General features: G+C 73.0%; 14 protein-coding genes and 2 pseudogenes. 5 read left to right on the forward strand and 11 right to left on the reverse strand.

Annotated features, from left to right (window positions below):
- Positions 1-3: 3 nt before the first annotated feature.
- The gene (locus KCH_RS23960) at positions 4-672 is read right to left on the reverse strand and encodes a TetR/AcrR family transcriptional regulator (protein WP_035866282.1); all 669 of its coding nucleotides are present in this window, start codon (positions 670-672) and stop codon (positions 4-6) included.
- Between the two features lie 339 nt (positions 673-1,011).
- On the opposite strand from KCH_RS23960, the gene KCH_RS23965 reads away from it, so the two are divergent.
- From KCH_RS23965 to KCH_RS23980, 4 genes are all read left to right on the forward strand, one after another.
- Entirely contained in the window at positions 1,012-1,992 is a 981-nt protein-coding gene (locus tag KCH_RS23965) for a tetratricopeptide repeat protein (RefSeq protein WP_084223895.1), read from the forward strand.
- Positions 1,993-2,547: 555 nt separating this feature from the next.
- Positions 2,548-3,180: a DUF6230 family protein gene (locus KCH_RS23970; RefSeq protein ID WP_035866283.1), complete on the forward strand. Its 633-nt coding sequence runs from the start codon at positions 2,548-2,550 to the stop codon at positions 3,178-3,180.
- Positions 3,181-3,326: 146 nt separating this feature from the next.
- The gene (locus KCH_RS23975; RefSeq protein WP_035866286.1) at positions 3,327-3,884 is read left to right on the forward strand and encodes a DUF6114 domain-containing protein; all 558 of its coding nucleotides are present in this window, start codon (positions 3,327-3,329) and stop codon (positions 3,882-3,884) included.
- Positions 3,881-5,125: a hypothetical protein gene (locus KCH_RS23980; protein ID WP_035866289.1), complete on the forward strand. Its 1,245-nt coding sequence runs from the start codon at positions 3,881-3,883 to the stop codon at positions 5,123-5,125. The genes KCH_RS23975 and KCH_RS23980 overlap by 4 nt, the downstream gene beginning before the upstream one ends.
- 81 nt (positions 5,126-5,206) lie before the next feature.
- Here the strand turns inward: KCH_RS23980 and pyk are convergent, their stop codons facing one another.
- The 7 genes from pyk to KCH_RS24015 all read right to left on the reverse strand — a co-directional run bounded on the left by pyk (position 5,207) and on the right by KCH_RS24015 (position 18,210).
- Positions 5,207-6,637: a pyruvate kinase gene (pyk, locus tag KCH_RS23985; RefSeq protein WP_035866292.1), complete on the reverse strand. Its 1,431-nt coding sequence runs from the start codon at positions 6,635-6,637 to the stop codon at positions 5,207-5,209.
- Positions 6,638-6,749: 112 nt separating this feature from the next.
- Positions 6,750-7,955, reverse strand: a complete 1,206-nt coding sequence (locus KCH_RS23990; protein WP_035866295.1) for an acetate/propionate family kinase — start codon at positions 7,953-7,955, stop codon at positions 6,750-6,752.
- Positions 7,952-10,081 (reverse strand): phosphate acetyltransferase, encoded by a 2,130-nt coding sequence (gene pta, locus KCH_RS23995; RefSeq protein ID WP_035866298.1) that lies wholly within the window; start codon positions 10,079-10,081, stop codon positions 7,952-7,954. Before pta ends, KCH_RS23990 begins: the two co-directional genes overlap by 4 nt.
- A gap of 146 nt (positions 10,082-10,227) precedes the next feature.
- A complete protein-coding gene (glgB, locus tag KCH_RS24000) occupies positions 10,228-12,696 on the reverse strand; it encodes a 1,4-alpha-glucan branching enzyme (protein ID WP_084223896.1) in 2,469 nt (822 codons plus the stop codon).
- An 85-nt stretch (positions 12,697-12,781) separates the two neighbouring features.
- The gene (locus KCH_RS24005; protein ID WP_035866303.1) at positions 12,782-14,269 is read right to left on the reverse strand and encodes a maltokinase N-terminal cap-like domain-containing protein; all 1,488 of its coding nucleotides are present in this window, start codon (positions 14,267-14,269) and stop codon (positions 12,782-12,784) included.
- Between the two features lie 270 nt (positions 14,270-14,539).
- Positions 14,540-16,258: a maltose alpha-D-glucosyltransferase gene (treS, locus tag KCH_RS24010; RefSeq protein WP_035866306.1), complete on the reverse strand. Its 1,719-nt coding sequence runs from the start codon at positions 16,256-16,258 to the stop codon at positions 14,540-14,542.
- Entirely contained in the window at positions 16,255-18,210 is a 1,956-nt protein-coding gene (locus KCH_RS24015; RefSeq protein WP_035873498.1) for an alpha-1,4-glucan--maltose-1-phosphate maltosyltransferase, read from the reverse strand. Before KCH_RS24015 ends, treS begins: the two co-directional genes overlap by 4 nt.
- Before the next feature lie 999 nt (positions 18,211-19,209).
- Between KCH_RS24015 and glgP the strand changes: the two genes are divergently transcribed.
- Entirely contained in the window at positions 19,210-21,891 is a 2,682-nt protein-coding gene (glgP, locus tag KCH_RS24020) for an alpha-glucan family phosphorylase (protein ID WP_035866310.1), read from the forward strand.
- Between the two features lie 199 nt (positions 21,892-22,090).
- On the opposite strand, the pseudogene KCH_RS24025 reads toward glgP, so the two are convergent.
- From KCH_RS24025 to KCH_RS24035, 3 genes and pseudogenes are all read right to left on the reverse strand, one after another.
- A pseudogene (locus tag KCH_RS24025) lies at positions 22,091-23,811 on the reverse strand (ABC transporter ATP-binding protein).
- Positions 23,808-25,528 (reverse strand): annotated as a pseudogene (locus tag KCH_RS24030) (ABC transporter transmembrane domain-containing protein). Before KCH_RS24030 ends, KCH_RS24025 begins: the two co-directional pseudogenes overlap by 4 nt.
- A gap of 95 nt (positions 25,529-25,623) precedes the next feature.
- Positions 25,624-27,000, reverse strand: a complete 1,377-nt coding sequence (locus KCH_RS24035; RefSeq protein ID WP_051653401.1) for a hypothetical protein — start codon at positions 26,998-27,000, stop codon at positions 25,624-25,626.

Genomic DNA, 27,000 nt, shown 5'->3' on the forward strand with positions numbered 1-27,000 from the left:
GCGTCAGTGCAGCAGCCCCGGGAAGGGGTTGAGGAGCAGGGTGGCGAAGCGGCGGACCCAGTCCGGGGTGACGGGTTCGCCGCTCACCAGCAGCCGGTGTTCGACGGTGCCGGCGATGGTGTCGAAGATGATGTCGATCTCCTCCTCGGCGCCGGCCGGGTCCAGTTCGGGGTCCATCTCGCCGCGGGCCTGGGCGTTGGCCAGTCCGAGCTGGACCAGGACCTTCTGCGGCTGGACGATCCGCTCCCGGATACGGCGGCGCAGGTGGAGGTCGCGGGTGCCCTCGGCGAACAGGGCGAGCAGCGCGGCCTGGGTCTCGGGGAGGGAGAGCAGCTCGGCGAACCGGGCGACCACGGCCTCGATGTCGGCCTGCAGGCTGCCGTGGTCGGCGCACTCCAGCTGGTCGAAGAGGCTGGCGATGGCGTCGACCACCAGTTCGCTCTTGGACGGCCAGCGCCGGTAGAGGGTGGTCTTGGCGACGCCGGCCCGCTGGGCGACGTCGCCCATGGTGAGTCCGCCCCAGCCGAGTTCGGCGAGCGCCTCGCGGGTGGCGTCCAGGATGGCGAGGTCGGCGGCGGCGCTGCGGGGGCGGCCCTTGCCGCGGGCGGGCGGCGGCGGAACGGCGGCCGGCGGGTCCGGGTGCTCGGCGGGCTGCCGGGTGGTGGGGGCCACCGCGCCTCCTAGCGAATTTACTCAGAAGTAACTTGGTGGCCCCACGGTAGCGACCTGCGGCGCTGCCCGATACCCGCCCCGGGCCGGAAAGTGGGGCAGCTCACGCTTCCGGAGGGCGGTTGGGGCTTGCGGGGGGAGCCCGGGGGGCAGATACGCTACGACCAGTAGCGAAAGAGCGACAACCAACGCGCCCTGCCCCATGGGATCGGGCGGGCGCGCGGCGCGGATGGGGATCCGCGCCCGAACGGTCGGGCTCCGCCGGGGGAGGCGGGCGTCCAGCTTTCGGCATTTCCGGGCGGATGGCGTCCGGTACCGGCTCCGGCGGGGGAGGATAGAGCCATGCAGTCACGGAATTCGCGTCTCAACAGCTCCGCCCTGCGCGGTGCGGTGGACCTCGCCGCGGTGAAGGCGGCCGGAGAGGCCGCCCAGAAGGCGGAGCAGACCCGGGCCGAGCGGGCCCGGCAGGCGGCGACGGGCGAGAGCCCGGCGCTCGCGGAGTACCCCCTGGTGCTGGACGTCACCGAGGACACCTTCGAGTCGGAGGTGGTCCAGCGCTCGGCCGAGGTCCCCGTGGTGGTGGACTTCTGGGCCGAGTGGTGCGGCCCGTGCAAGCAGCTCAGTCCGATCCTCGAACGCCTCGCCGAGGAGTACGCGGGCCGGATCGTGCTCGCCAAGATCGACGTGGACGCCAACCCGCTGATCGCCCAGCAGTTCGGCATCCAGGGCATCCCGGCCGTGATGGCCGTGGTCGCGGGCCAGCTGGTGCCGCTGTTCCAGGGCGCCGAGAACGAGTCGAACGTCCGCAAGGTGCTGGACCAGCTGATCGCGGTCGCCGAGCAGCGCTTCGGCATCGTCGGCGTCGCCGCGGGCGGCGGCCCGGACGTGCCGGCGGCCCCGCGGGTGCCGGTCGACCCGGCGCTGGAGGCCGCGCACGAGGCGCTGGACCGGGGCGACCTGGGCGGCGCGGTGCAGGCGTACCAGAACGTGCTGAGCGACCGGCCCGGCCACGTCGAGGCGAAGCTCGGCCTGGCCCAGGCGCAGCTGTTGCAGCGGGTGGAGAAGCTCGACCCGCAGCAGGTGCGCACCGACGCCGCGGCCGACCCGAAGGACGTGGCGGCCCAGCTGCGGGCGGCCGACCTGGACCTGGTCGGCGGTCACGTCGAGGACGCCTTCGGCCGCCTGGTGGACACCGTGGCGAAGACCTTCGGCGAGGACCGGGACACCGCGCGACTGCGGCTGCTGGAGCTCTTCGAGGTCATCGGCCCGGAGGACCCGCGCACGGTGGCGGCCCGTCAGGCGCTGGCCCGGGTGCTGTTCTGACGGCACTGGGTGACACGTTCGGTGACCTGCGGTGTCGTCGGGGATTTGACGACTTTCGTGGCTAAACCGGGTAGGTTTACCAAATCTTGATAACACCCCTTCTTCGTCGCCCTGCGTGACGGAGGAGGGGTGTTTCCTTGGTGTTTGCGGGGGTCGCGGGCTCGGCGGCTCCGCGTTTTCGTCACTCTCCGCAGTCTGCCGTTCGATCTCCTGAGCGAAGGCGTTCACTGTTGGATTACCCGTCAGTAACGCACCCCTTGTGCTCGGCCCGGTATTCGAGCACGATCGGCGACGCCCGGTCCCTCCGCAACGAGGGTCCCCACCGGGTGAGGACAGGGGGGTAAACCGCAGATCCCACGCGGCGGTTCCTGGCCTCGGCGGTCGCGCAGCCCGCGCGCTCGCACGGTTGTCGCTCGGGGGTGATCGCCGAACGCCGTCCCCACGGCACCCGGCGCTCTCCGCTACCGAGGACGTAGCTCTCTCCCATCCCGGGCCGAACCATGTGCGGGACGCACCGGAACGGCCGGAGATGTACGTCCTAGAAGGAGGACTCGCATGTCCACGTCTTACGGCAAGACCCGCTGGAAGCGCTTCGCCCTGGTGATGGTGCCCAGCATGGCGGCCACCGCCGCGATCGGCGTCTCGCTGGCCAACTCCGCGCTGGCGGCCTCGTTCTCGGTCTCCGGCCAGCAGTTCAAGGTCACCGTCGACCAGCTGAAGGGCGAGGGCTTCTCGCAGTTCGGCGGCGTCGACATGGAGGCCAACAAGACCCCGCACCCGGTCGCCATCTCGGCCTTCGACCACGCCACCCTGCAGAACCTGTGCCAGTCGGTCGTCACCGACCTCGGCCCGCTCGGCAAGTGGACCCTGGTCCTCAAGGCCGGCCAGGACGCGAAGAACCCGGTCGACGCCCAGCAGCTGCTGATCGACCTGAACCAGCTGAACGCCGACGCCAAGTTCGGCAGCATCAACATCGGTCAGGACGCCAGCACCCTGCAGGGCTCCGCGATCGACAAGCTGAAGGCCGACGGCGGCTCGCTGCCGACCGGCGCGCAGGGCTTCGCGCAGGCCGCCAAGACCGCCGAGCTGTCCAAGGTCCAGCAGACCGCGTACGCCACCTCGGCCGGCACCTTCACGCTCCCGGGCCTGAAGCTGAACATCACCCAGGGCACCAACGAGTGCTACTAGTCCGCAGTTGACGGCCCGTCAGTGACGGGCCCGATCGCGGACCACCGGTTCGAGGGGGCGGCGCACCGCCGTTCCCTCGGGCCGCACCCCGGCACACCCGGGGCCATCCGTATTTCCCCTCGGACCCACCATCGAGGAGTCGCACCATGTCCAGCGCAACCGTCGAGGCCTGGCCCGAGGGCCCGGCCGGCTTGGCCAGCCGAGGTCGGCGAGGGTTCCGCGCCTGGCGGCGCACCCGGCCGTTCTGGGGTGGCCTGCTGGCCATGATCGCCGGCCTCCCGATCCTCTACTTCCCGTACGCCCACCTCAGCCTGGGCGGCCTGACGGTGGCGATGTCCACCACCGCCGGGGCCGGCTCGATGATCATCGGCATCCTGCTGATCGTGCTCGGCCTGACCGCCTGGTTCCAGCCGCTGGTGCGGATCTTCTGCGGGGTGGCGACCACCATCCTGGCGCTGATCTCCATCCCGGTCTCCAACCTGGGCGGCTTCGGCATGGGCCTGGTCCCCGGCCTGATCGCCGGCGGCCTGCTGGTCTCCTGGGCGCCGCTGCAGCCGCTCCCGGCCGCCGGCCCGGAGACCGCCGGGGCGGCCGCGCCCGTGGACGCCGCGCCGACCGCGCCGCTGCCCGCGCAGGCCGCCGCCGCGCAGCCGCTGGAGTACGGCGCGGCGCCGGTGGCCGAGCCGGAGGGGGAGCGGCCGTGACCGACCCCGAGAAGGCCGAGCCCGGCCCGCGGCACGCAGTGCCACGCGAGGGCATCCGGTCCCGGCTGCGCGGACGGGCGCTGGCGATCGCCGCCGTGCCGACCGCGCTGCTGGTCGGCGCCGCCTACACGCCGACCCTGGCGGTCGCCGCGGACCCGCAGTCCGGCAGCTGCGCGAGCAGCCCGGACACCGTGCTCAAGGAGACGCCCGTCCCGAAGAGCGAGATCAAGGTGCTGCCGGACTCCTCCGCGAGCCAGGCGGCGGCCGTCCAGTCCGGGCAGTCCGGGCAGGCCCCCGCGGGCAGTGCCGCCGCGGTGCCCGCGGTGTTCACCGGCTCGACCGCCGTGCAGCCCGCCACCTACGTGACGCCGAACACCGGCGCCGCGGCCGGCGGGGTGCAGCAGGCCGGGGTGATCGACGACTGGTGGAACAACCTGATCCACCCGGGCGCCGCCGCGAGCGCCGCCCCGTCCGCCACACCGAACGCCGCGTCCTCCGCGCCCACCACGCCGAGCCCGACCGCGAAGCCGTCCGCGACCCCGAGCCCGTCGGCGACCGGCCGTCCCACCACCACGCCGTCGACGCCCGCCACGCCGCAGGAGACGGCCGGCCCGTCCGCGCCGGCGGCCGGCGGCGGCACGAAGGCCCCGTCGACCAAGGCGCCGACGGCCGCGCCGTCCGCCTCGGCGTCCGACGACCCGAACTGCCTGGTGAGCACCAAGGGCCTGGCGGCCAAGGCCGCGCCGAGCGGCCACGTGGTGCCGGACCAGAACTGGGTGCTGCACTCGACCCGGCTGGCGCTGCACGGCTCGGTGTTCAACGGCGTCTACGACGTCACCACCGAGAGCGGCACCAAGCGGGTGCTGAAGTTCACCACCGACAGCGTCGACATCGAGAACCTCGACATGTCGACCATCCAGATCCCCGGCCTGACCTTCCACGTGAAGAGCCGTCAGGGATCGACCTCCACCATGCGCAACGGCCCGATCACCATGTACGTGGAGAGCCTGTCCGGGCACCTGGCGGCCGTCTACGGCCTGCCGATACCCATCGACCTGGGCCCGATCACGCTCACCCCGGACACCCTGCCGAAGTGGCTGTGGGACCTGCTGGGCGCGGTGCCGATCCCGCTCGACCTGACCCTCAGCGACGCCAAGGCGGTGCAGGCCGGCCAGTTCGGCGGCGACCTCACCATCCCGGGCATGCGGCTGTTCAACGACAAGGAGCCGTACGACGGCTGAGCCGCCGTCACAGTCCTCGCGCGAACGCCGCAGGGGCGGACCCGATCCTCGGGTCCGCCCCTGCGGGTTCCTGCGCCGGGCTCAGCGGCCGCCGCGGGTGCCCAGGTGGTGGACCTGGACCATGTTGGTGGTGCCCGGGATACCGACCGGGACGCCGGCGGTGACGATCACGGTGTCGCCCTCGGCGAGGCGGCCCATCTTCAGCAGTTCGCGGTCGACCTGCTCGACCATCGCGTCCGTGGTGGCCACCTGCTCGGTGACGTACGCCTCGACGCCCCAGCTCAGCGAGAGCTGGTTGCGGGTGGCGACGTCCGGGGTGAAGGCGATCACCGGGATCGGCGAGCGGTAGCGGGACAGGCGGCGGGCGGTGTCACCGGACTTGGTGAACGCGATCAGCGCCTTGCCGTCGAGGAAGTCGCCCAGCTCGGTCGCGGCGCGGGCGACCGAACCGCCCTGGGTGCGCGGCTTGCGGCCCGGGTTGAGCGGCTGGAGGCCCTGCGAGAGCAGCTCCTCCTCGGCCTTCTCGGCGATCTTGCTCATGGTCTTGACGGTCTCGACCGGGTACTTGCCGACGCTGGACTCGGCGGACAGCATGACCGCGTCCGCGCCGTCCAGGATCGCGTTGGCGACGTCGGAGACCTCGGCGCGGGTCGGGCGCGAGGCGTGGATCATCGACTCCATCATCTGGGTGGCGACGATGACCGGCTTCGCGTTCCGGCGGGCCAGGGTGACCAGGCGCTTCTGCACCAGCGGGACCTTCTCCAGCGGGTACTCGACCGCCAGGTCGCCGCGGGCCACCATGATCGCGTCGAAGGCGAGGACGATCTCCTCCATCGCCTCGACGGCCTGCGGCTTCTCGATCTTGGCGATGACCGGCACACGAATGCCGACCTCGTCCATGACCTTGTGGACGTCGTCGATGTCCGCGGCGTTGCGGACGAAGGACAGTGCGACCATGTCGACGCCCAGCTGCAGGGCGAAGCGCAGGTCCTCCTTGTCCTTCTCGGACAGCGCGGGCACGTTGACCGCCGCGCCGGGCAGGTTGATGCCCTTGTTGTTGGAGAGCACACCGCCCTCGACCACCACGGTCTTCACCCGCGGGCCGTCGACGCTGACGACCTCCAGGGCGATGACGCCGTCGTTGATCAGGATCGGGTCGCCGGGCTTCACGTCGCCGGGCAGGCCCTTGTAGGTGGTGCCGCAGATGTACTGGTCACCGGGGACATCCTCGGTGGTGATGGTGAACGTGTCGCCGTTGTCAACGGTCACCGGGCCGTTGGCGAAGGTCGCCAGACGGATCTTGGGGCCCTGCAGGTCGGCCAGCACGCCGATGGTGCGGCCGGTGTCCTCCGACACCTGGCGGACGCGGCGGTACCGGTCCTCGTGCTCGGCGTGGGAGCCGTGGCTCATGTTCAGTCGGGCGACGTTCATGCCCGCTTCGACGATGGCCTTCAGCTGTTCGTAGGAGTCCGTGGCAGGACCCAGGGTGCAGACAATTTTCGCTCGGCGCATATCCGTCAGTCTATCCGTTCGTGTTATCGGTGCATTCAGCTCGAATCGTCAGATATCGCCAACGAACATTCCGAGGGGTGGGATACTGACGGGTAGTCATCCCGCGCCGGTCCTACACCTCGTGGACCAGCGCGAACGTCTGCTGGGCGATCTCCAGTTCCTCGTCGGTGGGCACCACGGCGACGGTCACCCGGCCGTAGGACGGCGAGATCACCCGGGCCTCGCGCGAACGCACCGCGTTCAGCTCCGGCTCCACCGAAATTCCCAGTTCCTCCAGATTGGCACAGACCGCGGCCCGCACCTCCACGGAGTTCTCCCCGACACCCGCGGTGAACGCCACCGCGTCCACCCGGCCGAGCACCGCGTAGTACCCGCCCAGGTAGCGGCGGATCCGGTGCACGTACGAGTCGAAGGCCAACTTGGCGTCGTCGTCGCCGTCCTGGGCGCGGCGCACCACCTCGCGCATGTCGTTGTCGCCGCACAGGCCGAGCAGGCCGCTGCGGCGGTTCAGCAGGTCGTCGATCTGATCGATCGTCAGGCCGCCCACCCGGTGCAGGTGGAACACCAGGCCCGGGTCCACGTCACCGGAACGGGTGCCCATCACCAGGCCCTCCAGCGGGGTCAGGCCCATCGAGGTCTCCACGCACACCCCGCCGGCCACCGCCGAGGCGGAGGCCCCGTTGCCCAGGTGCAGCACGATCACGTTCAGCTCGGCCGGGTCGCGGCCCAGCAGGCGGGCGGTGGCCCGGGAGACGTACTGGTGCGAGGTGCCGTGGAAGCCGTAGCGGCGCACCCGGTGCTCGTCGGCGGTCTTCCGGTCGATCGCGTAGCGGGCCGCGTACTCGGGCAGGGTGGCGTGGAAGGCGGTGTCGAAGACCGCGACCTGCGGCAGGTCGGGGCGGATCGAGCGGGCCACCTCGATGCCGGTGATGTTCGCCGGGTTGTGCAGCGGCGCCACCGGGATCAGCCGGCGGATCTCCGCGACCACCGCGTCGGTGATCAGCGTCGGCCGGGTGAAGCGCAGCCCGCCGTGCACCACCCGGTGGCCGATCGCCGCCAGCTCCGGCGAGTCCAGGCCCATCAGGTCGGCGGCCAGCTCGTCGGCGACGGCGTGCAGCGCCCCGTCGTGGTCGGCGAAGCGCCGCACCGTCTCGCGCGGTTCGCCGGTCAGCGGCAGGTGCAGCAGCCGGCCGCTGAGCTCGCCGATCCGCTCCACCAGGCCGGAGGCCAGCCGGGAGCCGTCCAGCATGTCGATCAGCTGGTACTTCACCGAGGACGACCCGGCGTTCAGCACCAGGACACGGGTACCGGTGGTCACTGTGCGCCTCCGTCGGCGGACTCGGTCTGGGACTGGATCGCGGTGATCGCCACGGTGTTGACGATGTCCTCGACCAGGGCGCCGCGGGACAGGTCGTTGACCGGCTTGTTCAGGCCCTGCAGCACCGGGCCGACCGCGATCGCCCCGGCCGAGCGCTGCACCGCCTTGTAGGTGTTGTTGCCGGTGTTCAGGTCCGGGAAGATCAGCACGGTGGCCCGGCCGGCCACCGGCGAGCCCGGCAGCTTGGTCGCCGCGACGTGCGCGTCCACCGCCGCGTCGTACTGGATCGGGCCCTCCACCAGCAGGTCGGGGCGCAGCTCGCGGACCAGCTCGGTGGCCTTGCGGACCTTGTCCACGTCCGCGCCGGAGCCGGAGGTGCCGGTCGAGTAGGACAGCATCGCCACCCGCGGCTCCACCCCGAACTGGGCCGCCGTCCCGGCGGACTGGATCGCGATGTCGGCCAGCTGCTGGGCGTCCGGGTCCGGGTTGACCGCGCAGTCGCCGTACACCAGCACCTTGTCGGCGAGGCACATGAAGAACACCGAGGAGACGATCGCCGCGCCCGGCGAGGTCTTGATCACCTCGAAGGCGGGGCGGATGGTCGCCGCCGTCGAGTGCACCGCGCCGGACACCATGCCGTCCGCGATGCCCTCCTGCACCATCAGGGTGCCGAAGTAGGAGACGTCGGTGACCACGTCCAGGGCCCGCTCGATCGTCATGCCCTTGTGGGCGCGGGCCTTCGCGTACAGCTCGGCGAAGCGCTGGCGCAGCGGGCTGGCCGCCGGGTCGACGATCCGCACCCGGGCGCCGGAGCCGTCGGCCGGCGGGAACTCGATGCCCAGCGCGGCGGCCCGGCGGTGCACGGCCTCCGGCTCGCCGAGCAGGGTCAGGTCGCAGATGTTGCGGCGCAGCAGCACCTCGGCGGCGCGCAGCACGCGGTCCTCGGCGCCCTCCGGCAGCACGATGTGCCGGCGGTCGGCGCGGGCCCGCTCCAGCAGGGCGTGCTCGAACATCATCGGGGTGACCCGCTCGGAGCGGCTGAGCTCGATCCGGCTGGTCAACTCGGCGGTGTCGACGTGCAGTTCGAACAGGCCGAGGGCGATCTCGGCCTTCCGCGGGTTGCCGGGGCCGATCCGGCCCTCCAGGTGGGTGAGCGCCGCGGCGGTCAGCCAGGAGCCCTCGGTCACCTCGGCCACCGGGGTGCCGGGGGCCAGCCGGGAGGCCAGCGCCATCACGTCCGGGCCCGGGTGCTGACCGAGCGTCAGCAGGACGCCGGCGATCGGCGGGGCGCCCGCGGCGTGCGCGGCCAGCGAGCCGATCAGCAGGTCGGCCCGGTCGCCGGGGGTCACCACGAGCGCGCCCTCGGTCAGCGCGTTCAGGAAGGTCGGCAGCATCGCGCCGCCGAACACGAAGCCCCGGACGTCCCGGGACAGGCCGGCCGCGTCGCCCAGCAGCACCTGGGCGCCGGTCGCCTCGACCAGTTGCGCGACGGTGGGCGCGGCGAGGGCCGGCTCCTCCGGGATCACGTACACCGGCACCGGCAGCTTCTCGGTCAGCGCCCGCTGCACCTGCTGCTTGGCGCCCGGCGCCACCCGGTTGGCGATCATCGCCAGGATCGAGCAGCCCAGGTCCCGGTAGGCGCGGTGGGCGTTGCGGACCTCCGCGACCACCGCCTGCGGGTCGTCCTGGCGGCCGCCGACCACCGGGAGCACGCTCGCCCCGAACTCGTTCGCCAGCCGGGCGTTGAAGGCCAGCTCGTCCGGGATGTTGGTGCCGGAGAAGTCGGTGCCGAGCACCAGCACCGCCTGGCAGCGGCGCTCCAGCTGGTGGAAGCGGTCGACCAGTTGGGAGACCAGTTCGTCCTGGCCCTGGGCGGCCTGAAGGGCGGCGGCCTCGTCGTAGGTCAGCCCGTACAGCTCGCTGACGGGCAGGTCGAGGCGGTAGCGGGTGCGCAGCAGTTCCACCACGTGGTCGGCGGGGTGGTGGCCGCCCTCCGCGGTGTGCACCAGGGGGCGGAACACCCCGACCCGGTCCACCTGGCGGGTGAGCAGTTCCATGACCCCGAGTTCCACGGCCTGTCGGCCGTCCCCCCGGTCGATCCCGGTCACGTACACGCTGCTCGCCACGGTGGAGCTCCCCGTCCGTCTGTCTCAGGCTGCGGTCATCTTGACCATACCTTCGTACGACATTCGGACCGGGTTGCGGCACTGCCGTTAGGGCCGGTCGGGGGGACGTAGGTCCTCGGTGTGCGATCCGACGGGTCGTCAGACCGTCAACGGGCCGGACGCAGCCAGACGGTGGCCAGCGGCGGCAGCACCAGCTCCGCCGAGCGCGGCTGCCCGTTCCACTGGGTGCCCTCCGCCTTCACCGGACGGGAGTTGGCGACCCCGCTGCCGCCGTACCGGACGGCGTCGGTGTTCAGCACCTCCTCCCACAGCTGGTCGCGGCCGTCCAGCCGGGGCAGGCCGACCCGGAAGCCGTGCCGGACCACCGGGGAGAAGTTGGAGACCGCCACCAGCGGGCTGCCGTCGGCGGCGAACCGGACGAAGGACAGCGCGTTGTCCTCGGCCGCGCCGCCGTCCAGCCAGCGGAAGCCGGCCGGGACGGTGTCCAGCTCGTACAGCGCCGGGGTGTCGCGGTAGACCCGGTTGAGGTCGCCGACCAGGCGCTGCACGCCCCGGTGGTCCTCGTGCGCCGCCCAGGCCTCGTCGAGCACCCACCACTGCGGGCCGTGCTCGTGGTCCCACTCCGCGCCCTGAGCGAACTCCTGCCCCATGAACAGCAGTTGCTTGCCGGGGTGGGCCCACATGAAGCCCAGGTAGGCGCGGTGGTTGGCGCGCTGCTGCCACCAGTCGCCGGGCATCTTGGAGACCAGCGCCTGCTTGCCGTGCACCACCTCGTCGTGCGAGATCGGCAGGATGTAGTTCTCCGAGTACGCGTACACCATCGAGAAGGTCATCTCGTTGTGGTGGTACTTGCGGTGCACCGGCTCCTTGGACATGTAGACCAGCGAGTCGTGCATCCAGCCCATGTTCCACTTCAGGCCGAAGCCCAGGCCGCCGGAGTCGGTGGGCCGGGTGACGCCGTCCCAGGCGGTGGACTCCTCGGCGACCGTCAGCACGCCCGGGCAGCGCCGGTACACGGTGGCGTTCATCTCCTGCAGGAAGGACGCCGCGTCCAGGTTCTCCCGCCCGCCGAATTGGTTGGGCGTCCAGCCGCCGCCCTCGCGCGAGTAGTCGAGGTAGAGCATCGAGGCGACCGCGTCCACCCGCAGGCCGTCGACGTGGAACTCCTCGCACCAGTACACCGCGTTCGCCACCAGGAAGTTGCGGACCTCGGTGCGGCCGTAGTCGAACTCCAGCGTCCCCCAGTCGGGGTGCTCGGCGCGCTGCGGGTCGGCCGGCTCGTACAGCGGCTCGCCGTCGAAGCGGGCCAGCGCGAAGTCGTCCTTCGGGAAGTGCGCCGGCACCCAGTCCACCAGCACGCCGATGCCGTGCCGGTGCAGCGTGTCGACCAGGTACCGGAAGTCGTCGGGGGTGCCGAGCCGGGCCGTCGGCGCGTAGAAGCCGGACACCTGGTAGCCCCAGGAGCCGCCGAACGGGTGCTCCATCACCGGCATGAACTCGACGTGGGTGAAGCCCAGTTCCTTCAGGTAGCCGGGCAGCACCTCGGCGATCTGCCGGTACGAGGCCAGGTCGGGGCGCCAGGAGGCGAGGTGCAGCTCGTAGACCGACATCGGGGCGCGGTGGTGGACGGTGTGCGCCCGCGCCGCCATCCACTCGGCGTCCTGCCACTCGTGCCGGGAGACCGTCACCACCGAGGCGGTGTCCGGCGGGCACTGCGCGGCCCGGGCCAGCGGGTCGGCCTTCTCCACCACCCGGCCGCTCCGGGTCAGGATCTGGTACTTGTACCGCTCGCCCTCGCCCAGGCCCGGCACGAACAGCTCCCACACGCCGGACGAGCCCAGCGAGCGCATCGGGTGCGCGGTGCCGTCCCAGTGGTTGAACGAGCCGATCAGCCGCACCCCGACCGCGTTCGGCGCCCACACCGCGAACGAGGTGCCGGCCACCCCGTCCACGGTGCGCACGTGCGAGCCGAGCGCGTGCCACAGCTGCTCGTGCCGGCCCTCCGAGATCAGGTGCAGGTCCAGCTCGCCGAGGGTCGGGGCGAAGCGGTAGCCGTCCTGCTGCTCCAGCGGCCCCCCGCCCGGGTAGGTCACCTTCAGCGTGTAGGCGGGGAACCGCTGGCCGGTCAACAGGCCGGTGAACAGGCCCGCCTGCTGGTGCGTCAGCTCCGCCGGGCCGAGGGCGGTCTCCACCACCACCCGCTCGGCGAACGGGCGCAGCACCCGGATCGCGGTGCCCGTCGGCAGCGCGTGCGCACCCAGCAGGGCGTGCGGGTCGTGGTGCGCGCCGGACACCAGGCGGTCCACCTCGGCGGGCGGCAGCGGCGCCTCGGGCAGCCGCAGCGCCGAGCCCGGGACGAGCCGGGCGGCCTTGCCGGGCCGGACGGTCGTGCCCCTGGCCGGCCGGGGCTCCGGGGCCGGGCCGCCCGCCTTCGCGGACTTGGCCGCGGACTTGGTCGCGGGCTTGGTCGCGGACGTCGCGCCCTGCGCCCGCGCGGGCTTGGCCGGGGACGGGGCGCCGGCCCCCCTGACGCGCTCGCCGTTCCGGAAGGTGGCCGGGACGGCCGGTTGGCGGTCGGCCGGAAAGGACGGGTCGAGCGGACCGAGCGGGGTCACGGCGGAGGCCTCCAGGATTCCTGCGAACGGGACGGGGGTGGTGCCGGGAGAGCGGGCCGCCCGGCCGGGACGGCCGGGCGGCCGGTCAGACGGAGTCGGCCAGGCGGTTGATCGCGGCCAGCGGGATCGGCAGCCAGCTCGGCCGGTGCCGGGCCTCGTACACCACCTCGTACACCGCCTTGTCGATCTCCAGGGCGCGCATCAGCTCCGGCGAGCCGGACGGGTCGGCGCCGCCGCCGGCCGTGTAGCCGGCGCAGTACGCGGCCCGGTTGCGGGCCGCCCAGGCGGCGGCCAGGTGGGCCAGGTGCGGGTCCTGGGCGGGGGAGCCGGCCAGCAGGTGGGCGGCCGCGTAGTCGAAGGAGCGGAGCATCGCGGCGACGTCCCGCAGCGCGGGCTGCGGGAGCCGGCGCTCGGCCAGCGGCTTGGCCGGCTCGCCCTCGAAGTCCAGCAGCACCCAGCCCTGCGGGGTGCGCATGGCCTGGCCGAGGTGCAGGTCGCCGTGGATGCGCTGGACCAGCAGTCCGTCCAGGTGAGCGGCCGTCAGCTGCTGGAACGCGCCGCGCAGCGCGGAGCGGTAGCGCAGCAGGCCGGGCACCGCGGCGACCGCGGAGTCCAGCCGGTCGGCCATCGCGCCGGCCAGTTCGGCGATCCGCGGCCGGTCGAGGCGGGCGGTGGGCATCGAGCGGGCCAGCACCCGGTGCACCTCGGCGGTGGCCCGGCCCAGCCGGTGCGCCTCGATGGCGAAGTTGCCGGGCGAGGGGTCGCCCTTCAGCCGGGCGACCTGGTCGAGGGCCAGCTCCCAGCCGTCCTCGGCGTCCGGCAGGTAGCGCTGCAGCAGGCCCAGGGTGGCGGGCTCGGCGCGCTCCATCCGGCACTCGAACCAGGCGGCGACCCGGGGGATGCGGGTCGAGCCGGCCCGGGACAGCGCCAGGGACAGTTCCAGGTCGGGGTTGGTCCCGGGACTGATCCGGCGGAACAGCTTCAGGATGAACGCGGTGTCGTAGATCACCGAGGAGTTGGACTGCTCCGCGGTGGACGCCCGGCCCGGCAGGTTCCCGGGCAGGCCCGGCCCGGGCGTGCGGCGGAAGGACAGCGAGCCGAACCGGTCGCCGGTGGCCAGGTGCTCCAGCAGACGGCCCGTCAGCTCCGGGTCGTGCACCGCGTCGTAGAGCACCGCGCCGTCGTAGGTGCCGCCCGCCAGTCGGCCCAGCACCGCCGGCCGCCCGACCGCCGCGGGCCGGTCCGAGCGGATGCCCAGCAGCAGCTGGTACACGTCGCCGGGGCCGCCGGTCGCGCCGCCGTGGTCCACCCGCAGCAGCAGGTGCAGCAGGGCCGGGTCGCCGACCTGGAGCGGCGTGCCGATCACCGGGACGAGCGCGGCGATCGGCCGGCCCTTGCCGGCGTACCAGCGCTGGGTGGGGAGCCATTCGGCGATCAGCGGCAGGGCCGACTGGACCAGCTCGCTGACTCCCGCGGCGGTTCTCCGGACCCCCGGCGCCCGCGTGCCGACCGGCCCGGGGGCGGCGGAAGGATCGCGGTGCAGGTGGGCTTGAGAACGGGAGGTTTCGGACATGACTCCCTTTCCCCGGAAGCGGGCGGCTGCCCGACGGATCGTGGCCGGGCCCTTCACTCTTCCGGATTTCGACGGCGCGGCGGCGACGGCACGCGAGCCGCGGGCTCGGTGTCACGCCTTCGTGTGGATGGCCGTTGGGCTGTTCTCCGTACGCGGTGGTGCGAAGACCTCCGGGGGCGCGCGATGCGCCTGGCGCGCCCTCGGAGGGGAAGTCCCGATCGGGGCCTGGGGGATCGTCGGTGCGTGGGCGTGGCGCGGCGGCTCCCGCCGCTACGCCGTCCCGGCCGCCTTCGCCGGGGACTGCCGCAGCTGGAACCAGTAGAAGCCGTGGCCGGCCAGCGTCAACAGGTACGGCCACTCGCCGATGGTGGGGAAGCGCACGCCGCCGATCAGCTCGACCGGGTACCGCCCCCCGTACTGCCGCAGGTCCAGTTCGGTCGGCTGCGCGAACCGCGAGAAGTTGTTCACGCACATGACCAGGTCGCCCTCGTGCTCGCGCACGAAGGCCAGCACCGCGGGATTGCTGGAGGGCAGCTCGGTGTAGCTGCCGAGGCCGAACGCGGGGTTGAGCTTGCGGATCTCGATCATGCGACGCGTCCAGTGCAGCAGCGAACTCGAACTGCTTTGCTGCGCTTCGACGTTGGTCACCTGATAGCCGTACACCGGATCCATGATGGGCGGCAGACTGAGCCTGCCCGGGTCGGCCGAGGAGAAACCCGCATTGCGGTCCGGCGTCCACTGCATCGGGGTGCGCACGCCGTCCCGGTCGCCGAGCCAGATGTTGTCGCCCATGCCGATCTCGTCGCCGTAGTACAGCACCGGGCTGCCGGGCAGCGAGAGCAGCAGCGCGGTGAACAGCTCGACCTGGTTGCGGTCGTTCTCCAGCAGCGGGGAGAGCCGGCGGCGGATGCCCACGTTGGCCCGCATCCGCGGGTCCTTCGCGTACTCCGCGTACATGTAGTCGCGCTCCTCGTCGGTGACCATCTCCAGGGTCAGCTCGTCGTGGTTGCGCAGGAAGATGCCCCACTGGCAGCCGGACGGGATCTCCGGGGTCTTCGCCAGGATCTCCGACACCGGGTAGCGGGACTCCCGGCGGACCGCCATGAAGATCCGCGGCATCACCGGGAAGTGGAACGCCATGTGGCACTCGTCGCCGCCGGAGCCGAAGTCGCCGAAGTAGTCGACCACGTCCTCCGGCCACTGGTTGGCCTCGGCCAGCAGCACGGTGTCCGGGTAGTTGGCGTCGATCTCCTTGCGGACCGTCCGCAGGAAGTCGTGCGTCTCCGGCAGGTTCTCGCAGTTGGTGCCCTCGCGGGCGTACAGGTACGGCACCGCGTCCAGCCGGAAGCCGTCGATGCCGAGGTCCAGCCAGAACCGCAGGGCCGCCATCACCTCCTCCTGCACCCGCGGATTGTCGTAGTTCAGATCCGGCTGGTGGCTGAAGAAGCGGTGCCAGTAGTACTGCTTGCGGACCGGGTCGTACGTCCAGTTGGAGGTCTCGGTGTCGACGAAGATGATCCGCGCGTCCGGGTACTGCTTGTCGTCGTCGGCCCACATGTAGAAGTCGCCGTACGGGCCCTCCGGGTCGCTGCGGGAGGCCTGGAACCACGCGTGCTGGTCGCTGGTGTGGTTCACCACGAAGTCGATGATCACCCGCATGCCGCGGGCGTGCGCCGCGTCGACGAACTCCACGAAGTCGGCCAGGTTGCCGAACTCCGGGAGCACCGACTGGTAGTCCGAGACGTCGTAACCGCCGTCCCGCAGGGGGGAGTTCATGAACGGGGGCAGCCAGAGGCAGTCCACCCCCAGCCACTGGAGGTAGTCGAGCCGCGAGGTGAGCCCCTTGAGGTCACCGACGCCGTCGCCGTTGCTGTCCTGGAACGAGCGCACCAGGACCTCGTAGAAGACCGCGCGTTTGAACCACTCGGGGTCGCGGTCCCGGGCGGGGGTGTCGGCGAAGGTGTCGGGGACGGGCTCGTTGACTGTCACTGCGGGTTCCTCCGAACCGTGAGGAGGTGGGCCGGCCCGGAAGAGGGATCGAGCCGGACGTAGTTGTGACGGCCCCAGGCGTAGGTCGCGCCGGTCAGCTCGTCGTGCACCGTCAGCGGCCCCGGCACGTCGAGCGTCACCGTGGCCTCCTGGACGTGGTGCGGGTCCAGGTTGACCACGCAGATCACCTGGTCCTCCAGGCCGTCCTCGGTGACGGCGGTCTTGGAGAACGCGAGGATCCGCTCGTTGTCGACGGAGTGGAAGCGCAGGTCCCGCAGCTGCTGGAGCGCGGGATGCCGACGGCGCAGCCGGTTCAGGGCGGTCAGCAGCGGCGCGAGGGTGTCCTGCCGGGACCAGTCGCGCGGCCGCAGTTCGTACTTCTCCGAGTGCAGGTACTCCTCCGAGCCGGGCTTCGCGGGCTCGTTCTCGAACAGCTCGAAGCCCGCGTACACCCCGAAGGTCGGCGACAGCGCGGCCGCCAGCACCGCGCGCACCGCGAACGCCGCCGGCCCGCCGGTCTGCAGGTACTCGGGCAGGATGTCCGGGGTGTTGGCGAAGAAGTTCGGCCGCATGTACGCGGCGGCGTCGCCCGCCAGCTCGGTCAGGTACTCGGTCAGTTCGGCCTTGGTGTTGCGCCAGGTGAAGTACGTGTAGGACTGGTGGAAGCCGATCTTGCCCAGGGTGTGCATCATCGCCGGGCGGGTGAACGCCTCCGCCAGGAACAACACGTCCGGGTCGGTGCGGGCGATGTCCGCGAGCACCTTCTCCCAGAAGTTCACCGGCTTGGTGTGCGGGTTGTCGACGCGGAAGATCCGCACCCCGTGGCCCATCCAGAACCGCAGGATCCGCACCGTCTCGCGGACGATCCCGTCGAAGTCCTGGTCGAAGTTGACGGGGTAGATGTCCTGGTACTTCTTCGGCGGGTTCTCCGCGTACGCGACGGTGCCGTCCGCGCGGTGGCTGAACCACTCCGGGTGCTTGTGCACCCACGGGTGGTCAGGCGAGCACTGCAGCGCGAAGTCCAGCGCCACCTCCAGGCCCAGCGCGCCCGCCTCCGCCACGAAGTGGTCGAAGTCCTCCAGGGTGCCCAGGTCCGGGTGGACCGCGTCGTGCCCGCCCTCCGGGGAGCCGATCGCCCACGGCGAGCCGACGTCCCGCGGACCCGCCGTCAGGGAGTTGTCCGGGCCCTTGCGGTGGGCCCGCCCGATCGGGTGGATCGGCGGCAGGTACACCACGTCGAAACCCATCGCGGCGACAGCGGGCAGCCGCTCGGCGGCCGTCCGGAAGGTGCCGGAGACCGGTGCCTCCACCCCGTTCGGGTCGACCACCGCGCCCTCCGAGCGCGGGAAGAACTCGTACCAGGCGCCGAACAGCGCCCGCTTGCGGTCCACCTGGAGCGGCTGCGGACGGGTCGACGAGACCAGCTCGCGCAGCGGGAAGCGGGCCAGCAGCGCCGTCACCTCCGGGACCAGCGCCGCCGCGTAGCGGCTCAGCGGCGGCAGGCCCGGGTCGCGCAGCGCGTCCACCGCGGCCAGCACCTGGGCCCGGCCGTCCTTCTTCGGCACCCCGGCGGCCGCCCGCTCCAGCAGCTGGGCGCCCTCCTCCAGCACCAGCGCGGTGTCGATCCCGGCCGGCAGCTTCACCGCCGCGTGCTTGCGCCAGGTCGCCACCGGGTCGCTCCACGCCTCCACCAGGTACGACCAGCGGCCCGGCGCGGTCGGCGTGACGTACGCCCCCCAGCGGTCGCTGCCCTCGGACAGCTCGCGCATCGGCGTCCACGGGCCGGACCGGCCGCGCGGGTCGCGCAGCACCACATTGGCCCCCACCGCGTCGTGGCCCTCCCGGAACACCGTGGCGGAGACCAGAAAGCGTTCCCCCTCCACGGCCTTGGCCGGACGCCGGCCGGCGTCGACGAGCGGGGTCACGTCAAGGACGGGGATGCGGCCGATCACGGTGTCGCTCTCTGTCGTGGTGCGGGTGGGGCGGGCCGGCCGGGCGGCCGCGGCGCGCTTCGCGGACGGGCGCGCCGCGGGCTCGCGGCCGTCCGACGGGGTGTCAGGTGTGCTCGCCGCCGGGGTGGTCGTGGCGGACGCGGCGCCAGTGGCTGCGCCGGCTGCCGCGGACCTGACGGTGGTGGTCCGTTTCGACGCGGCCTTGCGCGGGGTGCCCGCGGCGCGCTTCGCGGCCGGTGCGGCCGCCCGCCTGCGGGCCGCCGCGGTGCGCGGGGCCGGCACCGGGGGCTCCCCGGTCGACGGTCCGTCAGGGGTGTGGTCCGTCGGCACCGTGGACTGGTCCCGCGTGTCGCCGTGCATGCCAAGCTCCTGCCCGAGATCGGCGGCAGCTCTCCCGGCGGGCGACGCCGGGAGAGTACCGGGAGGACTGCTGGGTGAGGAAGGACGCGCGGCCGGTGTCGGCGCCGCGCCGCCGGGCCCGCCCACCCCGCCCGCGCGGCCGCCGCAGCGACGCCCGCAGCGCCGGACGCGCGTGACCCGGCGCACGTCGCTCGGTGCACGCCCCCGCATGACCCAACTCACCGGAAAACGACCGGCCGGGGAACAAGGACACGCGAAGACACGGCTACTGGGGCCGAATGGGCTAAAGGAGGTGAGGGCTCGTCGAACCGGAACAGCACCGGCCGGAGGCAGCGGGCGACGACCGACCGATCGTGCACCGGTGGCACCCACGACCTTGTTGCATCCTCGCATTCCGGGCAAGGGCTACGGGCGGGTAGGCGCGCGGTTTCAGCCGGTATGCAGCGACGGAACAGGCACCCGCTACACCTCCGTCCTCAGAAGTTCACACCCGACGGCGCGTCCGTTCCCAGCCTGCGCCCCCCGTGCGCCGGTATTTGCCACCACGCGCCCGAAACGATCTCAACGCTGCTCCGAACGGGTGTGGCGACCGCAAGTTGACGCCCTGTCAGGCCCGCACCCGGGTCTACGCTTCAAGTCGTGAAGGCAATTCGCAGGTTCACCGTCCGCACCGTCCTGCCCGAACAACTGCAGCCACTGCACGAGCTCGCGCTGAACCTCCGCTGGTCCTGGCACCCCGAGACCAGGGAACTGTTCCGCTCCGTCGACCCGGACGTCTGGGCCGCCGTCGGGGAGGACCCGGTCCGCCTGCTCGGCGAAGTGCCCGCCGCCCGGCTGGCCGCCCTGGCCACCGACCGGCGCTTCCTGCGCCGGCTCGGCGACCTGGCCGACGACCTGCGCGACTACCTCACCGGCCCGCGCTGGTACCAGTCCGCGAACGACCTCGGCGACGCGCTGCCCGCCGGCATCGCCTACTTCTCGCCCGAGTACGGCATCGCCGCCGCCCTCCCGCAGTACTCCGGCGGCCTCGGCATCCTGGCCGGCGACCACCTCAAGGCCGCCTCCGACCTCGGCGTCCCCGTCATCGGCGTCGGCCTCTTCTACCGGCACGGCTACTTCCGGCAGTCCCTCAGCCGGGACGGCTGGCAGCAGGAGCGCTACCCCCTGCTCGACCCCGACGCGCTCGCCGTCACCCTGCTCCGCGAGGCCGACGCGACCCCCTGCCGGATCGACCTCGCCCTGCCCGGCGGCCGCACCCTCGCCGCCCAGGTCTGGCGCGCCCAGGTCGGCCGGGTTCCGCTGCTGCTGCTCGACTCCGACATCGAGGCCAACACCCCCGCCGAACGCGACGTCACCGACCGGCTCTACGGCGGCGGCAGCGAACACCGGCTGCTGCAGGAAATACTGCTCGGCATCGGCGGCGTCCGCGCCGTCCGCACCTACTGCCGCCTCACCGGCCACCCCGAACCCGAGGTGTTCCACACCAACGAGGGCCACGCCGGCTTCCTCGGCCTCGAACGGATCGCCGAACTCACCACCGCCCACCCCGGCCTCGGCTTCGCCGACGCCCTCGAAGCCGTCCGGGCCGGCACCGTCTTCACCACCCACACGCCCGTCCCCGCCGGCATCGACCGCTTCGACCGGGAGCTGATCGCCCGTCACTTCGGCGGCGACGCCGCCCTGCCCGGCGTCCCCGTCGACCAGGTGCTCGCCCTCGGCGCCGAGAACTGGGCCGGCGGCGATCCCAAGCTGTTCAACATGGCCGCGATGGGCCTGCGGCTCGCCCAGCGCGCCAACGGCGTCTCCACCCTGCACGGGGCCGTCAGCCGGGAGATGTTCCGCGGCCTGTGGCCCGGCTTCGACGCGCCCGAGGTCCCGATCACCTCCATCACCAACGGCGTGCACGCCCCCACCTGGATCGACCCCGCCGTGGTCCGGCTCGGCGCCACCGAGATCGGCCAGGAACGCGCCGAGGAAGCGATGGCCGTCGGCACCGCGAGCCAGTGGACCGGCCTCGAACGGATCGGCAACTCCGAGGTCTGGGAACTGCGCCGCACCCTGCGCGCCCAACTCGTCGACGAGGCCCGCAGGCGGCTGCGCGCCTCCTGGCAGCAGCGCGGCGCCGGCGAGGCCGAACTCGGCTGGACCGGCGCGGTGCTCGACCCCGACGTCCTCACCATCGGCTTCGCCCGGCGCGTCCCGTCCTACAAGCGGCTCACCCTGATGCTCCGCGACCCGGTGCGGCTGCGCGCCCTGCTGCTGCACCCCGAACGGCCCGTGCAGATCGTCGTCGCCGGCAAGGCGCACCCCGCCGACGACGGCGGGAAGCGACTCATCCAGCACCTGGTGGCCTTCGCGGACGACCCCGCCGTCCGGCACCGGATCGTCTTCCTGCCCGACTACGACATGGCGATGGCCAAGGCCCTCTACCCCGGCTGCGACGTCTGGCTGAACAACCCGCTCCGCCCGCTCGAAGCCTGCGGCACCTCCGGCATGAAGGCCGCGCTCAACGGCTGCCTCAACCTGTCCATCCTCGACGGCTGGTGGGACGAGTGGTACGACGGCCAGAACGGCTGGGCCATCCCCACCGCGGACGGCGGCACCGGTGAGGGCGTGCTCGACCCCGAGAGCAAGGAGGCCGAGCGGCGCGACGACATCGAGGCCGCCGCGCTCTACGACCTGATCGAGCACCAGGTGGCCGCCCGCTTCTACGACCGCGCGGCGGACGGGCTGCCGCACCGGTGGATCTCGATGGTCCGGCACACCCTGGTGACCCTGGGGCCGAAGGTGCTGGCCGGACGGATGGTCCGGGAGTACGTCGAGCGGCTCTACGTACCGGCGGCGGAGGCCCGGCGGCGGCTGGCCGGCGAGGCCTCCGACCACGCCGGCGCGAAAGCCCTGGCGGGCTGGAAGGCGACCGTCCGCGACGCGTGGCCGTCCGTCCGGGTCGAACACGTCGAGGCGGACGGGGTCGGGGAGGCCCAGGAACTCGGCGCGACGCTCGCCCTCCGGGTCCAGGTCGCGCTCGGACGGCTCCGGCCGGAGGACGTCGAGGTCCAGGTCGTCTCCGGGCGGGTCGACGAGAGCGACCGGATCTCCGAGGCGACGACCTTGGCGTTGAAGCCGGCCTCCGGCTCCGGCGGGACCGACCTGGACGGGCGGGTGCGGTACGAGGGCCACCTCGAACTCTCGCGCACCGGGCCGTTCGGGTACACGGTCCGCGTCCTCCCGGCGCACCCCCGGCTCGCCTCCAGTGCGGAACTGGGCCTGGTGGCGGTACCGGTGGAGCCGGGAGGGCTGGAGGCGGGGGTGCTGCGCTGACGGTGCTTCAGGGGAACGGCGGGTGGTGGCGGACGTCAAGGCGGGGACCCGAAACCACGGGACCTTCTGCGCCCCGTTGATCCTCCGCAGACACGGCCTCGCCGTTCCCCGAGCCCCTGGCGGGGCTCTCGCCGTTCCCCGAGCCCCTGGCGGGGCTCTCGCCGTTCCCCGAGCCCCTGGCGGGGCTCTCGCCGTTCCCTCAGCTCTGCCAGGAGTGCCAGAGGCGGGCGTAGGGGCCGTCGGTGGTGAGGAGGGCGGCGTGGGGGCCGAGGTCGGTGAGGCGGCCTTGGGCGAGGACGGCCACGCGGTCGGCGTCGTGGGCGGTGTGGAGGCGATGGGCGATGGCGATGACGGTGCGGCCGGTGAGGGTGGCGGCCAGGGCGCGTTCGGTGTCGCGGGCGGCGGTGGGGTCGAGCAGGGCGGTGGCCTCGTCGAGGATCAGGGTGTGGGGGTCGGCCAGGATGACGCGGGCGAGGGCGAGTTGCTGGGCCTGCGCGCCGTCGAGCCGGGTGGTGGAGCCGAGGTCGGTGTCGAGGCCGTCGGGGAGGTCGTGGCGCCAGCCGACGGCGTCCAGTGCGGCCGTGAGGGCGGGGTCGTCGGCGTCGGGGCGGCGATCCGCAGGTTGTCGCGGAGGGTGCCGAGGAAGACGTGGTGCTCCTGGGTGACCAGGACGACCTGACGGCGCAGCCGATCGGGGGAGAGGTCGGCGAGCGGGACGCCGCCGACGGTGATGGTGCCGGTGCGCGGGCGGTCGATGCCGGCCAGCAGGCGGCCGAGGGTGGTCTTGCCGGAGCCCGAGGGGCCGACGACGGCGAGCCGCTCGCCGGGGCGGAGGTCGAGGTCGAGGCCGTGCAGGACGTCCGGTCCGTCGGGGTAGGCGTAGCGGACGCCGGTGACCCGGATCCGGTCGTCGGCGGGTTCGGGCGCGGTGGCCGGGGCGGGAGCGGGGGCGGTGGCGAGGCCCTCGACGCGGGCGTACGCGGCGGTGCTGCTCTGCACGGACTCCAGCAGGACGACGATGCTGTCGAGCGGTTCCTCGATGCGCCGCAGGTACAGGACGGCGGCGACGGCCGCGCCCAGGCTGACGGTGTGGTGGGCGACCAGCACGGCGCCGAGCGGGAGGACCAGGACGACGGGCAGGGTGTAGGAGAGGTTGATGACGGCGAAGAAGCGCAGCCGCAGGTGGAGGGTGCGCAGCCGGGCGCGGTTGGCGGTGTCGATGGCGCGGTGGCCGGCGTCGAGGCGCTGCTCGCCGAGGCCGAGGGCGTCGATGGTGCGGGCGCCGTTCGCGGTGGCGGAGAGGGTCTCGGCGAGGCCGGCGCTGCCGGCCCGGTCGGCGAGGTAGGCGGCGCGGGCGCGGCGCAGGTACCAGCGGGCGCCGAGGGAGATGCCGACGACCCCGAGGAGGCCGCAACTGCCCAGCAGGGGGCTGACGGTGAGGATCGCGCCGAGGATGAACAGGGACTGGGCGGCGGCCACGAAGAGTTCCGGCCCGGCGTCCCGGAGGGTCTCGCCGACGGAGGTGGCGTCGGTGGTGCCGCGCGAGGTGAGGTCGCCGGTGCCGGCGCGTTCGGCGGTGGCGGCGGGCAGCGCGAGGACCCGGTCGAGGAGTTGTTCGCGGACCCGGGCGGCGGCCCGCTCGCCGAACCGGTGGGCGAGGTAGCGGGCCTGGCGATTGGTCAGGATCTGGGCGGCGGCGCAGCCGAGCAGCAGCAGGCCGAGCCGGTCGATGTCGGCGGTGGTGGCGCCGTGGGTGACCCGGTCGATGATCCGGCCGAGCAGCCAGGGGCCGGCCAGGCCGAGCAGGGCGGCGAGGCCGTTGAGGGCGAGGACGGCGGCGAAGGCGCGGCCGTCCGCGCGGACGAGCCGGGCGGCGGCCTGCCGGACCTGGCGGGTGGTGGCGATCGGCAGGGTGCTCATCGGGCCTCCTCCGTGGCGGGGCCGGGGCCGCGGGTGACGAGGGCGCGGTAGCCGGGCTGGGTGCGGAGCAGTTCGCGGTGGGTGCCGCTGGCGGCGACCTTGCCGTCCACCAGGTAGTGGACGGTGTCGGCCTGGTCGAGCAGCAGCGGGGAGGTGCTGGTGAGGGCGGTGGTGCGGCCGGCGCGGGCGGCGCGGAGTCCGGCGGCCATCGCGGCCTCGGTGTGGGCGTCCACCGCGGAGGTCGGTTCGACGGCCAGCAGGACGTCCGGGTCGGCGGTCAACGCGCGGGCCAGGCGCAGCCGTTGGCGCTGCCCGCCGGAGAGGTTGCGGCCGTCGGCGGCGATCGGGGCGTCGAGCCGGCCGCCCAGTGAGCTGAGGACGTCGTGGGCGGCGGCGGATTCGAGGGCGGCGAGCAGGGTGTGGTCGGGGGCGTCGGTGCGGCCGCGGACGGTCTCGCGGAGGGTGCCGGCGAACAGGGCGGCCTCGTTCTCGGCGAGGGTGATCCGGGCCCGGACGTCGGCGAGCGGCAGGTCGGCGAGCGGGGTGTCGCCCCAGTCCGCGGTGGTGGCGGGCCGAGGCGGGCGAGGCGTTCGGCGACGGCGGCGCTGTCGGCGGGGCGGGCCGCGGCGAGCACGGTGAGTTCGCCGGGGGCGAGCCGGACGCCGGACTCGTGGTCGGTCAACCCGGCGTCCGCGGCGGGGAGTCGGGCGGTGCCGAGGTCCGGGTCGGGCGGCAGGTTGAGGAAGTCGGTGATCCGGCGGGCGCAGACCAGGGCGCGGCCGATGTCCTGGCTGTTCTCGATCAGGAAGTACACCGGGGCGACCAGGACAGCGGCGTACGCGAACACCGCGGTGAGCTGACCGGGCGTCAGCTGCCCTTCGGCGGTGAGCCGGGCGCCGAGCCAGGTGACGGCGGCCAGCAGCAGGACGGGCAGTCCGCCGCCGAGGGCCTGGATCCAGCTGACGGCGGCGCCGACCCGGTAGCCCTCGGCGCGCAGCGCCTGCGAGTCGGCGCGGTAGCGGGCCGCGAACTCGTCCTTGCCGCCGAGGCCGTTCAGCACCCGGAGGCCGCCGGCGAGGTCCTCGAAGCGGGCGGTCAGCCGGCCCTGGTGGTCGCGGAAGCGGTGCTCGGCGAGCTGCTGGCGGGCCAGCAGCGGACGGAGCGCCAGGGCGAGGACCGGCAGGCCGAGCAGGACGGTGAGGGCCAGCAGCGGCGAGAGGGTGAGCAGGATCGCGGCGACCGTCAGGTAGCAGACCACCGCGCCGACGCCGGGGCCGATGAAGGTGAGCGCCATGGCGATCCGGGACACGTCGGAGATGCCGATGGTGACGACCTCGCCGGCCGCGACCTGGCGGGGCAGCGCGGCGCCGAGCCGGACGCTGTGCCGCAGCACCGCGGCGATGGTGCGGAAGGACGCGTCGTTGCGGACCATCGTCATGGTGCGGTGCCGGCACCAGGCGAGGACCAGGTTCAGCAGGCCGAAGGCGAGCATCGCCGCGGACCAGCCGAGCACCGCGCCCGTCCGGCCCGGCCGCAGACCGTCGTCGACGGCCCGGGAGAGCAGGTAGGGCTGGACGGTGAGGCCGAGCATCCAGCTGGTGCCGTAGAAGGTGCCGGCCAGCGAGCGGCGGCGCTGGCTGAGTACCAGCCAGCAGAGGAAGCGGAGCGGGCTGCGGGCGTCGGGGGAGCCGGGTCGGCCGGCGGGCGGGTCGTCCACGGACCGAGGCTAGAGGCCGGTGCCGGACCGGGTCGATCGATTTCCGCCCGGGTACGGGTCGGGCCCCGGCGGTGTCGCCGGGGCCCGAAAGTGCGTCAGTTGACGCCGAACCAGTAGTACGTGTCGGCGAGTTGGACGCCGTCCTTGGTGGTGGCGTGCACCACCAGGTAGTACCAGCCGCTGTACGGCGGGGTCCAGGTGACGTCCAGCTCGCCCTTCTTGCCGGCGGGGACGGTGGTGGGCGCGTCGCTCCAGCCGAAGGCGTAGGTGTAGCTGGCGATCTGCGAGGTCTCGGTCTTCGGCGCGAAGTGGAAGCTGCCGGGGGCGGCCGGGCTGCTGGTGTTGGCCGGGAACTGGGCGGAGGTCACCGTGGTGGTGGTGTCCGTCTCGTCGCGCCACCAGTTGCGCTGGCTGGTCCAGCCGTTGGCGCTGAGGGAGGAGACCGTCATGGTCTCGCCCGGCGCCAGGGAGAGCGTGGTGGTGGCGACGCCGCTCGGCTCGGCGGGGAGCACGACCGGGTCGTCGCTGCCGAAGCGGGTGATGGTGTAGCTGACCACCGGACTGGCGGCCTGCACGCCGGCGTCCGGCGTGAACTTGAAGGTGGCCGGCTTGCCGTAGGGGGCGTTCGACAGCTTGGTGATCTTCGGGGCGTCGACGTTGATCCGGAACCGGTAGTGGTAGGTCGGCGACGGGTTCATCGCCCGGTCGACGCTGCGGACGTACAGGTCCTGGATCCAGCTGGGGCTGGGGGGCATCAGATCGACCGAGGCGGTGCCGCCGAGGGTGTCGGCGCGGACCGCGGACCTCGGGCCGTCGAAGGGGTCGTTGTAGTGCGGGATGCCGTGCTCGCCGATGTCGGCGCCGGAGACGGAGAAGACGCCGTTCCAGGAGTACTGGAAGCCGACGATGTCGGAGACGCCGTTCGAGCCGAGCTCCAGGTGGATCGGCGCGCCGCCCTGACTGGATCGGTCCTCCGGGTAGTTGGGGGAGACCACGGTCGGCGGCTGGCTCGGGAAGGTGTCGTCGGCCAGGACGTAGCAGGAGGCCGTCCAGTCGGAGGCCGCGCCGTTCGACGGGTCGACGGTGCGGGCCTGCCAGGCGTACGTCGAGCCGTCGACGAGGCCGGGCAGGTCGGCCGTCGCCTCGTAGCCCGGGGTGCTCCAGGTGCGCTCGACGGTGGCGATCTGCGTCGGGTCGGCGACCGGCCAGTACCGGAACTGCTCGGTCAGGTAGTACGCGGACGGGCTGGTGTGTCTCGGGATGCCCTCGACCGTGACGCCGCTGCCGCGGCCGGCCACCACCAGCGGCGCGTTCGGGTCCGTGGCGCACGGCTGGTAGGCGTTGTACAGGTCGGTCGGCACGTTCGGCGTGCCCGTGGCGGCGCCGGCCGCGCCGGGGACGAGCAGTGCCAGGGTGAGGCCGGCGCCGGCCGCCAGGGCGACGCGGGCGTGCGCTCTCGGTGAAGTCCTCAT

Origin of the sequence: Kitasatospora cheerisanensis KCTC 2395, from assembly GCF_000696185.1 — a bacterium.
GTDB classification, from domain to species: Bacteria; Actinomycetota; Actinomycetes; order Streptomycetales; family Streptomycetaceae; genus Kitasatospora; species Kitasatospora cheerisanensis.

What these genes read in the sequence shown, in the direction of transcription:
- KCH_RS23975 (WP_035866286.1), top strand. Translation starts at nt 3,327, where the DNA reads ATGTCCAGCGCAACCGTCGAGGCCTGGCCCGAGGGCCCGGCCGGCTTG.
- KCH_RS24035 (WP_051653401.1), bottom strand. Translation starts at nt 27,000, where the DNA reads ATGAGGACTTCACCGAGAGCGCACGCCCGCGTCGCCCTGGCGGCCGGC.
- KCH_RS24005 (WP_035866303.1), bottom strand. Translation starts at nt 14,269, where the DNA reads ATGTCCGAAACCTCCCGTTCTCAAGCCCACCTGCACCGCGATCCTTCC.
- KCH_RS23970 (WP_035866283.1), top strand. Translation starts at nt 2,548, where the DNA reads ATGTCCACGTCTTACGGCAAGACCCGCTGGAAGCGCTTCGCCCTGGTG.
- pyk (WP_035866292.1), bottom strand. Translation starts at nt 6,637, where the DNA reads ATGCGCCGAGCGAAAATTGTCTGCACCCTGGGTCCTGCCACGGACTCC.
- KCH_RS23965 (WP_084223895.1), top strand. Translation starts at nt 1,012, where the DNA reads ATGCAGTCACGGAATTCGCGTCTCAACAGCTCCGCCCTGCGCGGTGCG.